The following is a 13,493-nucleotide window of genomic DNA, read 5'->3' as shown; positions in this document are numbered from 1 at the left end:
GTATTATTCTGCAATTCGGTTAAAGAAACTGTGGATCCTTTGTTTGGCTTCCAGATCGGCTGTAATGACGTCGGTAGGTTCAGCAAAGGTGAATGGCACCGCATCGATACCGATCTTGCGGAAGTGTACCAGGAAATAAGCCATCAGCACACGGCACAGTTTCATTAAAACGGTATGCATCTGCTTTACGTCGGCAGCATCTTCCTGTGCGATGCCCTTTCTATAGTTTTCAAAAAGTGTCCACAGGGTTTCCTGACAGTCGGTTATGGTATGTTGGGACCACAACTCCCGAATGGTATGTAATGGATCGTATCCATTGTCGTATATTTCATAACATGCTAGCTCAAAAGGCAGCAGATTGTTTGATTGTTGGTTCATAACTTAGTTTCATCGAGTACGACAAACCTTTTGATGCTCGCTCAGCTAAAGGCATAGCTTTCCCCTTCGCGATTTTTCACGTTCAAAAGGCTTGTCATTGCACAGATCAAATGCGACCTATGCGAAATGGACAAATAATATTAAAAGTCCGAAAAGCGCCGAGATACAATTTCAAGGCATAAATAGGGTTCATTATGGCGCTCCCTGCCGGAAAGAAGTAAGTACCGACCTAACACAATATTGGTTTGCAATAAAAACTACGGATAAAAAGTTTGGACACAATGAAAAATTGCTTAATTTTAAGGTGCGAATTTTAAATCAAGCTGTATCATTGGCCAATATTACCTTTTAATGCAATTATATTGATAAATAGGTCGGTGACAGGCGTAAATAGCGGGACATTAGACTGAACAGGGGTCAGCTGTCTTTTCGTTTACAGGAAAGTTAAGACCTCCCCTTTTTATTGCTCTTTACAGCCTGTGTTTGATGGAGCGCAACCTATTCGGGTGCGCGGAATATGTTCTTTAAAAGTGATTTGCGGGAATACCTCGTCAATCCAATTTGGATCGATTGCGGGTGATGGGTGGTGTTTTTACTGTTCGTTCTCATAATTGTTTTGGTTTTATGTGAACGATGTTACTCTTAAGATAAGTGTGACCTATAATAAATAAGGTGGCCTCACAACTCCAGAGCCAAGGGGACCAACCCTCCTATAAATTACTTTATAGTTACCATCTGAAGTTAACGTGAGAACCACCCTATAACTTATGTAAAGGTATAAAACTTTTTTAAGCATAGGGCGATTTCACGGTCTCCTCACTGGTAATTTGGTCTTTTTGGCATGAGAAAACATCGTTAATCAAGGCAATACAGCCATGAATTTCAATCGCTAAACAAAGATAAACAATTAAATAGAGTTTACAAAATATTATAATCTATATTTATGGATATTGAGGAGAAATATAAAATTGAATTTGGGAAACAAGTAACCAAGTACTTAAAAAAATCAGGTTTGGACATTAATGATTTCACTAAACTAATCAAATCCAATAAAGATAATGTGAATGATATTTTAAAAGGAAAAGTTGGTCTTACGATTGGCAAAATGATAACCATTGCAAATCTCTTTGGGCAAGTGTATTATAATTTTGCAAATCCAAGCTATCCGATTCCTGATAAAGATGAACTCATAAGAAATATAAAAGAAGTATTAATAAGGAGAAAATCCATAGGAAAAAAGAGTATAGATAAAGATAGACTTTTAGCAAATGAGCTCGATCGTCTTATCTCGGAAGGTTGTTTAAATAAGCCTTGTACAGCAAAATATCTCCATTCAAAAATGGACGAGAAACTCTCGGAGAAGCAATCAACCGAAATTACCAATCTTCTAAGCAAATCCCCGCGCAACAAAATAATTGTTTCGCTTTTCGAAAAAACTTCGCCAAAGATCTTTGTACATAAGGATCATGCCGCAAAGTATGAAAAGATGTCGAAGGAAGAGATTTTGGAGTTGCTTAGCAATTGATTCTTGAAAGAGGAAAAAAATAATAAGTTTGGATTGGAGCTCTGCATATTAGAATAAAATCGCTTTAACCATGGCTATCAATAGCATAATAATTTTCAAATTGCATTCCCATTTAATAAAAAAGATACTAAATTAAAATGTTACCACTAGCAACAGACTTACAAATAAAAAAGAATAGTTTAGATGAGTTTATTATACTTGCTAAAAGAGTTTTAGATTATACCCCGAATGTACTTTCGGGAAAAGAGGAAAAGGGTAATTATTATATATATTCCTCAGATATTGGTAATACCAAAAAGTTTGTAAGACCTATCAACAAATTACTATTTATACCTAGCAGTGCAGGAATAGATTTTCATGAAATAAAATTTAGGGAAATAATTGAAAAAATTAAAATCCAAGTATCTATTAATAATGAAGAAGAGTTTATAATCGATAGCTTTTTATACACGTTGATTCAGTCAGTAGGTATGGGACTTGACCTTCTTGTCGAATCGAATAGTTCAAAAAAACACGTTGGTAACCGTTTTGAAGAACTTGTACGTTCAGTATTTAACGAAATCGCTATTCATAATAAAAAAGGAGTTACAAAAATTCCCTATGAAACATCTGAAGGCACTAAGTTTTATAGCTGTGAGAATGATTTAATTTTAAGCCCTTCAAAGGAATTTACCCATGTGCGCTCACTCGATCAAACAGAAATCGTGGTATCCGTAAAAACTACGTCTAAAGATCGAATGGGTAAGATCTTTATGGATAAAATATTGCTTGAAAAATTTATTGGACATCCCGTGAAAGTTTTGGGTATATTTCTAAATGATGTACAACGAAAAAAGGATAATGATATCAGTTTCACCCTAGTTTCTGGGCTATTCATGGTTTATAATAGATTTCTAACAGAATTGGAAGGTGTCTATTATCTAGACCCTCCCCCAAATGCATTGTTATCACCATATAATAGACATATTAAACCTTTTTCAAAATTATTGAGTGAAGATTTACATAAAATATTATCATCTTAATTTCCCCCGCAATTTGGCAGAAGAAATTTCGTCTTTTCGAGACCTAATACGCTCAATGTGTTCTTTATCTTGAATTCTTCCTGCTATCAGGTTACAATATTCAAGACTAAATTCTGTGCCTATCCATTGACGTCCATATGCTTCTGCCACTGCGTAAGTAGATCCTGATCCTCCAAATGGATCATAAATAAGACTGCCCTGATTCGATGAGCCGAGAATTATCTTACGCATCAATTCAACAGGTTTTTGTGTAGGATGAGCCATTTTTTCCCATGAACCATTTGAGATTGTCGGAATCTCAAATACATCTTTAGCTTTTGCACCAAGAGGATTTGGGCTCCATTCAGGCTTCTTCTCCTTGCCATTTGAAAATTGGGAAGAAGCGCCTTGTGTACGATTCGGATACCTCGTAGTGTGAGCATTATAAGGTATTCTTACTTCATCCATATTGAGGATAAAATTGGATCCCTTCCTAAGGTGCAAAATACTCTCATGTGAACGTCCCCAATCTTTCCCTAAGTTACCTTTATTACGATAATACCATACTAACCATTTGCATCCCTTAAAAAGAGATGAACATGCCCATTTTAAATCAGCAAGTATCTCCGAAAACCCACAAATAAATAGAGAACCATCTTGCGTTAATATACGATGCGCCTCTCTGATCCATTCCATACTCCATTCTACATATATTTTTTGCGATTCGAAAGTATCCCATTCCGCTTTCTTAATATTATATGGTGGATCTGCAAAAACTAGTTGTACAGAATTCGAAGGAATAGTTCGCATAAATTCTATAGCATCCATATTATAGAGCTGACCAAGATCGGTCCTAAATATGGGCTCTAATAACCTGTTTTGATCATAGAGAACGGTATCGAATAAATCAAATTCCTTCAGATTAAATTCCTTCGCCAAAGAAAGTAATTGATTTTCCGAGTAGACTCGATAATTATTTATTGGATGTCGGGTGCTTCTGAATTTTCCAGAATTATCCCAGCGCCGCAAGGTTTCTGCACTAATATCCAGCAGCTCAGCGGCTTCACTAACTTTATAATATTTATTCATATAAACTATACACAACCTTATACAAGATTATACAATAATAATGAGAAAAAATTAATTCAAAAAGGTTTGTGAATAAAAATTATAAAACGATAGTGTCGTATTGAAAGATACTAATTAACTAATTTATTTGACTCTCTGAATCCTAATTTCCTTCCTTCAATTACTACTGGTCTAGTAGAATTTAAGGCATTGTTGGCTGAAATTCTTTTTTCAAATTCAACAAAACAAAAACCCTTCGACTGCCCATCTCTTGCTCCTCCTGACCATCTTGGGATGATTACATCTACGACTTCACCGAATTTCCCTAAAACTTCGTACATCTTCTCTTCCTTTATATTATATGGAATATTTCCTACATAAATCCTAGCGTAATCAGATCTATCTTCCTCTCCCATTTCCTCAATCGATTCTGTTGTTGGTTTATGGATTTGGTATCGAGGGACTGCTTTTCTCGATCCTCCATACTTATGTTTTAATTGTTGCTTCTTTTGAAGACATTGTTGTGGATAGAATCCCATGTAACCTTAAAGATTGAATTAGCTCACGATACTCTTTCTCATCGATAATGCCGACGGCTTCGAAAATCTCTTTTGCAGAGATAAGTCTCCCATTAACTCCTAGTCTGACAACTGTTTTTTTCTCTCTGGATAATGTAAGGCTATCAAATTCTTCTAGCCAAAGTTTTTCTTCAGTGCTATAAACATGTTTATAAAATAGAGTGATTGAGAAGGTTTTATTTCTATATTCCAAGACAGGCTCGACCATATCATTACTTTTCATTAACTCGTGGATGCGTATAATCCCCTCACATAGTTCTCGGACATTGCCAGTCTCTCTCAGAACTCTAGCTATACAAGTATTTCGAGATTGATGCACACCAGATAAGGATTTTAAATCTTTGACGGTTATTGATGATAAAAGTTCTCCAGGATTATTGATGGCAAGTCTATCGTTAAAAATTTTGACTTCGATCCCCCTCCCTTCACTACTGTAATCTCTATGTGTTATTGCATTCACTAAAGCTTACCGACATGCTAATTCAGGATACAGTATCTGATTTCTAAATATTGCATCTTGTGAGAATCTAGTATCGGTTAAATGCGGACGAAGAAGATCCCAACTACTCTCTTTATTTTTTTATTAGCTTATCAGAAAATTTAATATATTGCGTATATAATAATTTTATACACAATACTAATTAACCGCTAAAATATGAAAGGCTCAATTTGGAGAAAATGGGATCTACATTTACATACACCTAAAACTAAACTATCAAACCACTATATTTTAGAAGGAAAAGATGAAATAGAGGTCTGGAAAGAGTACTGTAAATTAATAGAAGAATCAGATGTTTCTGCATTTGGAATAACAGATTATTTCTGCTGTGAAAATTATTTTGAATTCTTATCCCTATTTAAAAGTAACCATCCACAATCAAGAAAAGTATTTTTTTTGAATATTGAATTTAGATTGCCAGTAGCAGTAAACAGACAAGGAGAAGAAGTAAATATCCATATTATATTTGACAACAAAGTACAAAAAAGCAAAATTGATGAATTTCTTTTAAATTTAAAGACAAGTGATACTGATGAAAATGGAGCAAATATAAAATGTAAGAATCTAACACCAGATAAATTTATAAGTGCTACAATTTCAATTGAAGAAATTAATAGAGGTTTAAAAGAAGTTTTTGGCACAAACAAACCATATTTAATAGTTGCAGCAGCTAATAACGCAGGCTTACGTCCTACTAGATCGCCTAGAAAATTATCTATTACAGATGAGATTGATAAAAAATGTGATGCATTTTTTGGAGGTGTCCAAAACGTTGATTATTATATGTCAACAGATCGATATGAAGAGCCAATTAAAATATCTAAACCTAAACCTGTTTTAAGCGGTTGTGATGCACATTCATTTGATGATTTAAAACTAAAACTCGGTAAAAAATTACTTGACGATAGAGATAATTCGATTACTATATGCGATAACACTTGGATTAAGGCCGATTTGAGTTTTGAAGGCTTAAAACAAGTGTTATATGAACCAAAGCATAGAATCGTAATTCAAGAGACTGAACCAAGAAACTCTACTCGAAAAATTGAATATATTAATTTCAATTTTCCAGCTAATATAAAAATTCAAAGAAAGGATTCATCTGATGTTCAAGAATTTTGTCTGAAAAACATTAGAGGTAAATTAGAATTCAGTAATTATTTTACTTGTTTAGTAGGCGGAAGAGGTACAGGTAAAAGTACAATAATAAATCTACTTGCAGAAAAACTTAATGAAGAGTCAGATTTCTTTGCAAATAATTTTCTAACAGTTGATAATAAGCAATATGATTTAAGAAGCGATAATTTAACATTTGTAGAATTAGAGGGAACAAACGAAATAGAATTTGTAAGCCAAGGAAAGATAGAACAACTCGCAGAAGGAAACAGACTAACAAATCTTGTATTTGATGAACGAATCAAAAACTTGGACTCTAACTTTGAAGTTCATGATAATAGAATTGAATTAATTAAATCTAAAATAGATTCAAATATCAAGATTATTGACGACATAGATAAAAAGGATAAACTTAAAAAGGATAAAAATAATGAGAAGGACACATTTCAAAAAATAATTGATTCAGTCAATGATGTCAAATATAAAGAAATATCGAATGCAATTAGTACAAACAAAGAAGAAGTAAACGCTTTGAAGGCTAGTAAAAATTCATATTCGGAATTATTAAAGGATATTAAAAATCTTATTAACAAATATCCAACTTCTGAAAAGGTCGACGATTATTCAAAAAGATATAACGAAATACTTAATATATTAACAACAATTGATGAAGTGGAATTTATCGAAAGTGATACAATTATTGTCGAGAAAAATTTTGAATCGGTAAATGACAGGTTAGAACTATTAAATCAATCTTTCGATACTGAAATCAAAAAATTGAAGAGCTTCTTCGAAGAGAAAGGAACAAGTGAAGAGGTGATAAAAGACTCACAAAACGCAAATGAGAAAATATCTCTTTTAAATCAGGAAATATTAAAATTAGAAACGGAAATAAAGAATTTATTAGAAGAATATAAGGAGAATGAATCAATAACAAAAACATATGTATCTCTTTCAAAAGAGTATTCTCAATTAATTTCATCCAATCTAGATATAATAAATTCTAGACTTGATATACAAAATGAAAATCTTTTAAAAATTAATTTCGATACCTATGTTGATAATGAAAAAATCGAAGAATATGTTTTTGATGAATTTTATAATAAGTTTTTAGAATATCACATTAGCGGAACATCTAAAAGTGATGTTAAAAGGGCCCTATTAGAATTAAAACTGAGTGATGTAGTAAATCTAGATTATAATCAATTTAGAAAAGAACTTGAATCTAAAATATTTTTAAATTTTAATAGAGCAACAAATTATATAAAAATAATTGAGGAAATTTTCAAAAGTAGAGCAAATTTCATTATTTACAAATTAATCATCACTAAACATATCTATGATGTTCCAACCTATATTAAATTCAAAGGTTTCTATGGAGACAAGGATTTAAAGTCTTGTTCTTTTGGTCAGCGATGTACAGCTGTTGTCGTCACTTTATTGATGACAGGAATTAAACCTTTAATCATTGATGAGCCAGAAGCTCATTTAGACAACAAATTAATTGCAGAATATCTCGTTGAATTAATAAAGACAAAAAAGCCTGATAGACAAATAATTTTTGCAACTCATAATTCAAATTTTGTTATAAATGGAGACGCTGAATTAATACATATTTTAGAAATTCCACACAAAGATTTATATACGAACGTTACATCCACAACAATTGAAGATTTATCAAATAGGGAAAGATTGTTAAGATTAGAAGGAGGAAAAGAGGCATTCAAAACGAGGGAATCCAAATATGACATACAGTAGTACATGTCATTTGAACCGCAATATCTGGCACCATCCGACCGAAATGACGGTAGTGTAAACTGAACTGTGTCACATCACTCTTTTTAGGGTTCGTGCTCAGAGGCTGGAAGCCTCGAGTGCGACCCCTAAAAAGAGTCGTCTAAGGCCTTAATTCTATCTCCAAATTTAATATGTAATTGTTGCATTGTCCGTAGCCACTTTTGAATAGGTATGGTCCATTTTTTTGATGTTACTTTGACAATGGAGCTTGCGGGGTAATAATCTTATATAATTATAGGCGATAATTTTGCAAAACGTTTTTAATTAGCAGAATTTTGTTGTCTATATAATTTACCCCTTTTTTCTTTATCAATTATTTCGGAAATAAAACTTTCTAAATCAGTGGAATTTATCTTTGAGATTTCAAATCTTATTTTTCTCATATATCCTGCATAGAAGAATTCAAATGGAGTTTGCATAGAATCTAAAGCAAAACTATTACTTTTAAAACGCCCTAAATCAACGACCATTTGATAAAAGGTATTTACTAATGTAAACCTTGATGTCGTTGTTACTATATTTTCAGAATTTAGCGAATCAGTTATTTCTTGACTATATTCTGCTGAATGTTTTGGTTTAAATGCATATTCCCATTCACCGTGTTGTACTTTATTTCTTATAAAGAAATTAGGAACAAAATGATTAGTTATAATGTCTCGAAGTTCAAAATATTGATTGACTAACTCGTTTCCTAAATTTCCTCTCTCTGTGTTTATACTTACAGAAGCACAGATTTCATCTCCAATAGGGACTAAATCATAAGCGATACAGAAAACAATTTTTAAACTCTCATACCATTTTTGATCTAACGCACCTTTTGTTATAATATGAGTACGTTGGGTATCAGTAAAAAGATTCGTTTCATATAGGAGTCTTTTTACTGATTCTTCAGCCCATGAAACTTGTATTCCAGATAAAATTCGTGATAATGATTTTTCGATTTTTTTGGTCTCAATTTTCTTTATATCGCTATCAGACAAGTTAAAAATATAATTACCGTTATTATCTTGTTTATGATAAAGATCTTTAATTTGATTTCTTATGTGCTCAAACCCAATTTTTAGAAGCCTAATATTGGAGTTATGATAATGAAAGTATTGATTTAGTTCAATTGGAGTCATTTTTTTCATTATTTAGGTCAACCCTGACCGAAGACAACAAAAAAAATATCTTCGGCCAGGAATCGAACCCAGCAAACCGTTTCCGGTCGGACACCTGTCCACGCCACTTTTAAATATTTTCACAAACTTTAGTTTGGTTAAATTCCATGCAACAGAAAAGTATTGGCGAAATGAGTGGTTTCAAAGAACTCAAAATTCAAAAAACACAAACATTACTAACGTCTTTTCGATAAAACTAATTTACGAAAATTTCCGGTACTAAAAAGCAATAGTGGATCAAAAAAATCAACTTTTAATTTTGTACATTTTTAAGACTTACCATTTTGGTAGACTTACCTGTTTTTCAGACAAATTAAAAATGTTAAATTAGTTTGTTATATATTATGAAAAAGAGCAAGTTTTCAGAACATCAGATCGTCAATATTCTCAAGGAATATGAGTCAAAAAAGGCCATAGAGGATATCTGCAAAGAGCACGGGATCTCAGCAGCTACCTTCTATCAATGGAAGTAAAAGTACGGTGGTATGGATGCTCAGCAACTTAAAGAGCTGAAGGCTCTTCAAGAAGAGAACTCTCGTCTAAAGTGGATATTTGCTGATAAAAATAGCAAATCCAAAGAGGGTGTAAAGTGAACTGTGTCATATAAAATATTTTTTATATTAGACACAGATAATCATGAAAGAGGAATTTGATTTTGCACGCTTCAAAGAGGAAGCCATGAAAGGCCTTTATGAAGGTAAGAAAATGGGTGGTACCGATGGTGTTTTTGCACCGATGTTAAAACATCTTTTGGAATCCATGTTGGAAGGAGAGCTTGATCACCATTTGCAGGAGAGTAAAGCTTCTGGAGCGACCAATCGTAAAAATGGGAAGACCACAAAGACTGTACGTAGCCTTCAATCGGGACATTTTGAACGGGAGAGTGGTCGTGACCGCAATGGAACTTTCGAACCTAAAATTGTTGCTAAGCGACAGTTAATTATTACTGAAGAGCTAGAGTCCAATGTTTTAGCCATGTATGCACGAGGTATGAGTACCCGTGATATTTCAAATTATATTAAGGAAATGTATGCTATGGACATCTCAGCTACGGAGATTTCCAATATCACCGATAAGGTAATTCCTGCTATGACGGAGTGGCGCAACCGTCCACTTGAATCCATTTACCCGTTTATTTTCCTTGATTGTATGCACTTTAAAGTTAAAGAGAACGGCTCTGTCCAGAGTCGTGCGGTCTATAATATTCTAGGTATTAATAGAGCGGGTAAAAAGGAGCTTCTTGGCGTCTATCTTTCAGAAAGCGAAGGTGCTAAATTCTGGCTTTCGGTTTTGAGCGAGCTCAGGCAGCGTGGTGTGGAAGATATTCTTGTTGCCTGTATTGACGGATTAAAAGGGTTTCCGGAAGCTATTGAATCTGTTTACCCTAAGACACAGATTCAGCTGTGTATTGTACACCAGATTCGTACGAGTCTTCGTTACGTGCCTGAGAAGGATAAAAAAATAGTTGTTGCTGATCTGAAGCCAGTATATCAAGCAGTTAACCAAGAGCAAGGCTATGAGAAACTCCTTGAATTTGAGGATAAATGGGGTAAGAAATACCCGCTTTCGGTCAAAGGATGGCTGGATAATTGGGTGAATCTTTCCACTTATTTTGAGTATTCTCCAGAGATAAGACGAGCCATTTACACAACTAATGCTATTGAAGCGATGCATCGACAGGTCCGAAAAGTTACTAAAAGTAAGGGTGCTTTTACTTCTGATCAGTCTCTGTTAAAGCTCATTTACCTGGTTATTCAGGATATTACAAAAAAATGGACAATGCCGATTCACAATTGGGGCTTGACAATGCAACAACTACATATTAAATTTGGGGAGAGGATTAAAGCCTTCGGCGGTTCCTTTTAGGGTTCGCACTCGAGGCTTACAGCCTCTGAGCACGAACCCTAAAAGGAACTAGTGACACAGTTCGATTTACACTCCCAATCCAAAGAATAATTGAACTCGTTGTAAATCGCAAAGTCTATTTATTGCGATAACAATCTACCGAAAATAATGAGATTTTATTTATGTGACTCTTTAGGAATTCTCACGCAATATTAATAATTTTCTCAATTGTTGTAAAAATTGTTAAAAATGCTTCAAAACTCATCTTATTGAAAGGGGGCCTTTCATTTAAAATATATTCTGCAAGTTCATTCTTTGAAAGTGCCAAACTTTCACTTTCCTTAAAAACACCTTCCGATATAATTTTGGGAAAAGGAGATTTAGCTATAGATGCTTTTTTCAACAAAATATCTTTTTGCTTGATATGCTCACCAGATATAGGATCAAATTCTGTTGACAAATAAATTCTTCTAGATTTTGAATCTGGCACTAATAATTGATCATCTTTATATAAGTGTTCAATCGATACTTCATTAAATTCCCTAAAATCTGGTGAGGGAATTACCAATGAATAGACATTATTGCCCCAGTATTTAAATCGTTCTTTTGAAGATGTTACACTTGTCGTAATCCTTTGAATATCTCTATCAAAAATGCAAATTATTTTATTCCTATTTTGTAACACTCCTTGTCCTTGATGTTTACAAAAAGTGTGTAAATTATCAGCTCCCATTTCAATATCGTTTTCATATTCATGAAATTTAAACTTTAAGTCAACGAACTTATGCTGCGCTGACCTAAAATGATTAAATGCAGCCTTTAAATGTTTCCAATCGGTTTTGCCTTCCGTAATTATAACCGGAAGATTGGACTGAGCAACTTCTTTATAAATGATTGATAAATTTGCTTCGGGAAAAATCTTTTTTATCCTATTTACGAGTTTTACATATGTTTCATTATCCTTACCTTTAATAAAACCAATAAAAGATATCTTTCCCACAATACGTTTCAAGAAATAATTAATATTTTTCTGAAAATTGCCAAGTTCTATTTTTATACCTTGCTTTTCAAAATGATGGTACATAGCCTTTTCTATCCCAAATTCCTCGATCGAATGTAATGTAGCTCTAATCTTTTTCAAATAGAGACGATTAATGTTGAGTTTTTTGTTCACGATTAACCCAGTAACTACTTGTCGTTCTTTATTTGTTTGATATCTTATCTTATCGTCATTTATAAAAAACACATTATTCTTAAAAATCTTCTTAAATTTGTCGGAAAGAATGAATTTACGATTTATTTCATCGTACGAACCAAAAAATGTAGGAAATGTTTTAACTCGAGTTGAAATTGTAATATCATCCGCATATCTTGAATAATAACACTTTAATTCTCGGCAAATTTCTGTAAGGGACTTGTCAAAATTTCTACAAATAAAATTACTGATAATTGGTGAAGTTGGCGCTCCTTGAGGAAGTCGTGATTGAAAACAAACCAAGCGTGCCAAGATTTGACTGACCTCCTCATTTAAACAAAATGGGTATGCTTTTAATAAACCTGTAACTCTATTATAAGTAATTGTTCGAAAGAAATCCTTTAAGTCTAAATTTAATACAATTTGGCTTCTTACATGCATACGAGCATTTGATTTTATATCTCTCTTTTTAACATAAGCATGCACACATTTCTTAGGTTTAAAACTCTCCATTAGAGCCTCTTTAATTTTATATTGGATTTTTATTAAATTTAAATTTGGGGAGTTAATTTCCCTAAATGTTCCATTCTTTTTTGAAATCTTAAAAGTATAATATAGTCTATTAATATTCAAAAGAATATAATCCAATTCCTGAGAAGATATTTCGAGAAATTCACAAAGATTATCTTTGTTTTTGATAGATAAAAATTCCATAAATGGCGAGGGTTATTCAACTTTCCTATTAGAATTATTTTAACAGAAAAATATGTTATGATATAATGTAATCTAACTTGACTTAACAGTTTTAGAAAGTTACAGTTATCGAGATATATTAAAATATTAAGAAGCTATTTTCGACATTCTTATACGTATTGCACGAACGCAATACAAATCAATAATTATTCCCTCGCCATAATCCAAAAAAAAGCAAAATATTTCATTAAATCAATTTCTTCTTAAAATTATACTCTTGCACAGTTACAATGGTATCCCTTATAATATTAATTTTATTTGGAACAATTCAATGTATTTTTAATCAGTGTCTTCATCATATTAATCTATATTAGATAACATCACAGGCTCGAACCTTCTGCTGAATCAGTTCGCCGTCCAATAGATCATCCTGCTTCTCTACGGGAACACAAGCAACTTCTTTAAGATGTACTGGTGTACTCACTGCAGTAATCATAAACATTTGACTCCCCTTTCCTGAGATTTCGTCGATATCTACACTAAGCCCAATAATAGCATCAGCACGAATTGCCTGTGCACGTTGCTTGTGTCTATTTCGGTGATACTGGGACAGTGATTTCGGTGATATTGGGCCAATT

The 13,493-nt window shown here is 33.0% G+C and carries 12 protein-coding genes; 5 read left to right on the top strand and 7 right to left on the bottom strand.

What is annotated here, in order from left to right; translation table 11 throughout:
- Positions 1-3: 3 nt before the first annotated feature.
- Entirely contained in the window at positions 4-378 is a 375-nt protein-coding gene (locus B3139_RS15155; RefSeq protein ID WP_293884443.1) for a hypothetical protein, read from the bottom strand.
- Positions 379-1,321: 943 nt separating this feature from the next.
- Between B3139_RS15155 and B3139_RS15150 the strand changes: the two genes are divergently transcribed.
- Both B3139_RS15150 and B3139_RS15145 read left to right on the top strand, forming a co-directional pair.
- On the top strand, positions 1,322-1,903 hold the full coding sequence (locus B3139_RS15150) for a hypothetical protein (RefSeq protein WP_293884442.1): 582 nt from the start codon (positions 1,322-1,324) through the stop codon (positions 1,901-1,903).
- A gap of 137 nt (positions 1,904-2,040) precedes the next feature.
- Positions 2,041-2,925, top strand: a complete 885-nt coding sequence (locus B3139_RS15145) for a hypothetical protein (protein ID WP_293884441.1) — start codon at positions 2,041-2,043, stop codon at positions 2,923-2,925.
- Here B3139_RS15145 and B3139_RS15140 read toward each other — a convergent pair.
- The 3 genes from B3139_RS15140 to B3139_RS15130 all read right to left on the bottom strand — a co-directional run bounded on the left by B3139_RS15140 (position 2,917) and on the right by B3139_RS15130 (position 5,010).
- Positions 2,917-4,008: a DNA methyltransferase gene (locus B3139_RS15140; RefSeq protein ID WP_293884440.1), complete on the bottom strand. Its 1,092-nt coding sequence runs from the start codon at positions 4,006-4,008 to the stop codon at positions 2,917-2,919. The genes B3139_RS15145 and B3139_RS15140 overlap by 9 nt on opposite strands.
- Before the next feature lie 95 nt (positions 4,009-4,103).
- On the bottom strand, positions 4,104-4,388 hold the full coding sequence (locus tag B3139_RS15135; protein ID WP_293884439.1) for an RNA recognition motif domain-containing protein: 285 nt from the start codon (positions 4,386-4,388) through the stop codon (positions 4,104-4,106).
- Between the two features lie 70 nt (positions 4,389-4,458).
- Positions 4,459-5,010 (bottom strand): ATP-binding protein, encoded by a 552-nt coding sequence (locus tag B3139_RS15130; protein ID WP_293884438.1) that lies wholly within the window; start codon positions 5,008-5,010, stop codon positions 4,459-4,461.
- Positions 5,011-5,205: 195 nt separating this feature from the next.
- Here B3139_RS15130 and B3139_RS15125 point away from each other — a divergent pair, with 195 nt between their 5' ends.
- Positions 5,206-7,923, top strand: coding sequence for a TrlF family AAA-like ATPase (locus B3139_RS15125; protein ID WP_293884437.1), 2,718 nt, complete (start codon positions 5,206-5,208; stop codon positions 7,921-7,923).
- Positions 7,924-8,222: 299 nt separating this feature from the next.
- Here the strand turns inward: B3139_RS15125 and B3139_RS15120 are convergent, their stop codons facing one another.
- The gene (locus B3139_RS15120) at positions 8,223-9,083 is read right to left on the bottom strand and encodes a hypothetical protein (RefSeq protein ID WP_293884436.1); all 861 of its coding nucleotides are present in this window, start codon (positions 9,081-9,083) and stop codon (positions 8,223-8,225) included.
- Between the two features lie 383 nt (positions 9,084-9,466).
- Between B3139_RS15120 and B3139_RS15115 the strand changes: the two genes are divergently transcribed.
- Positions 9,467-9,595, top strand: a complete 129-nt coding sequence (locus B3139_RS15115; RefSeq protein ID WP_293884435.1) for a transposase — start codon at positions 9,467-9,469, stop codon at positions 9,593-9,595.
- A 163-nt stretch (positions 9,596-9,758) separates the two neighbouring features.
- Positions 9,759-10,988: an IS256 family transposase gene (locus tag B3139_RS15110; protein ID WP_293884434.1), complete on the top strand. Its 1,230-nt coding sequence runs from the start codon at positions 9,759-9,761 to the stop codon at positions 10,986-10,988.
- A 181-nt stretch (positions 10,989-11,169) separates the two neighbouring features.
- On the opposite strand, the gene B3139_RS15105 is transcribed toward B3139_RS15110, so the two are convergent.
- Together B3139_RS15105 and B3139_RS15100 are read right to left on the bottom strand one after the other, a co-directional pair.
- On the bottom strand, positions 11,170-12,876 hold the full coding sequence (locus B3139_RS15105) for a reverse transcriptase domain-containing protein (RefSeq protein WP_293884433.1): 1,707 nt from the start codon (positions 12,874-12,876) through the stop codon (positions 11,170-11,172).
- A gap of 349 nt (positions 12,877-13,225) precedes the next feature.
- The coding region (locus B3139_RS15100; RefSeq protein ID WP_293884432.1) for a hypothetical protein at positions 13,226-13,493 on the bottom strand (268 nt) is incomplete at its 5' end.

The sequence above is a fragment of the Sphingobacterium sp. UBA1498 genome (genome assembly GCF_002325125.1).
Classification (GTDB): Bacteria; Bacteroidota; Bacteroidia; order Sphingobacteriales; family Sphingobacteriaceae; genus Sphingobacterium.
Note: the sequence above shows the minus strand (reverse complement) of the source record. Positions and strands in the feature narration are given on the sequence as shown.

Bases quoted from the DNA above. Each gene is read 5' to 3' on its own strand.
- B3139_RS15145 (WP_293884441.1), top strand. From the start codon at position 2,041: ATGTTACCACTAGCAACAGACTTACAAATAAAAAAGAATAGTTTAGAT.
- B3139_RS15115 (WP_293884435.1), top strand. From the start codon at position 9,467: ATGAAAAAGAGCAAGTTTTCAGAACATCAGATCGTCAATATTCTCAAG.
- B3139_RS15155 (WP_293884443.1), bottom strand. From the start codon at position 378: ATGAACCAACAATCAAACAATCTGCTGCCTTTTGAGCTAGCATGTTAT.
- B3139_RS15135 (WP_293884439.1), bottom strand. From the start codon at position 4,388: ATGGGAGAGGAAGATAGATCTGATTACGCTAGGATTTATGTAGGAAAT.
- B3139_RS15125 (WP_293884437.1), top strand. From the start codon at position 5,206: ATGAAAGGCTCAATTTGGAGAAAATGGGATCTACATTTACATACACCT.
- B3139_RS15120 (WP_293884436.1), bottom strand. From the start codon at position 9,083: ATGACTCCAATTGAACTAAATCAATACTTTCATTATCATAACTCCAAT.
- B3139_RS15150 (WP_293884442.1), top strand. From the start codon at position 1,322: ATGGATATTGAGGAGAAATATAAAATTGAATTTGGGAAACAAGTAACC.
- B3139_RS15110 (WP_293884434.1), top strand. From the start codon at position 9,759: ATGAAAGAGGAATTTGATTTTGCACGCTTCAAAGAGGAAGCCATGAAA.
- B3139_RS15105 (WP_293884433.1), bottom strand. From the start codon at position 12,876: ATGGAATTTTTATCTATCAAAAACAAAGATAATCTTTGTGAATTTCTC.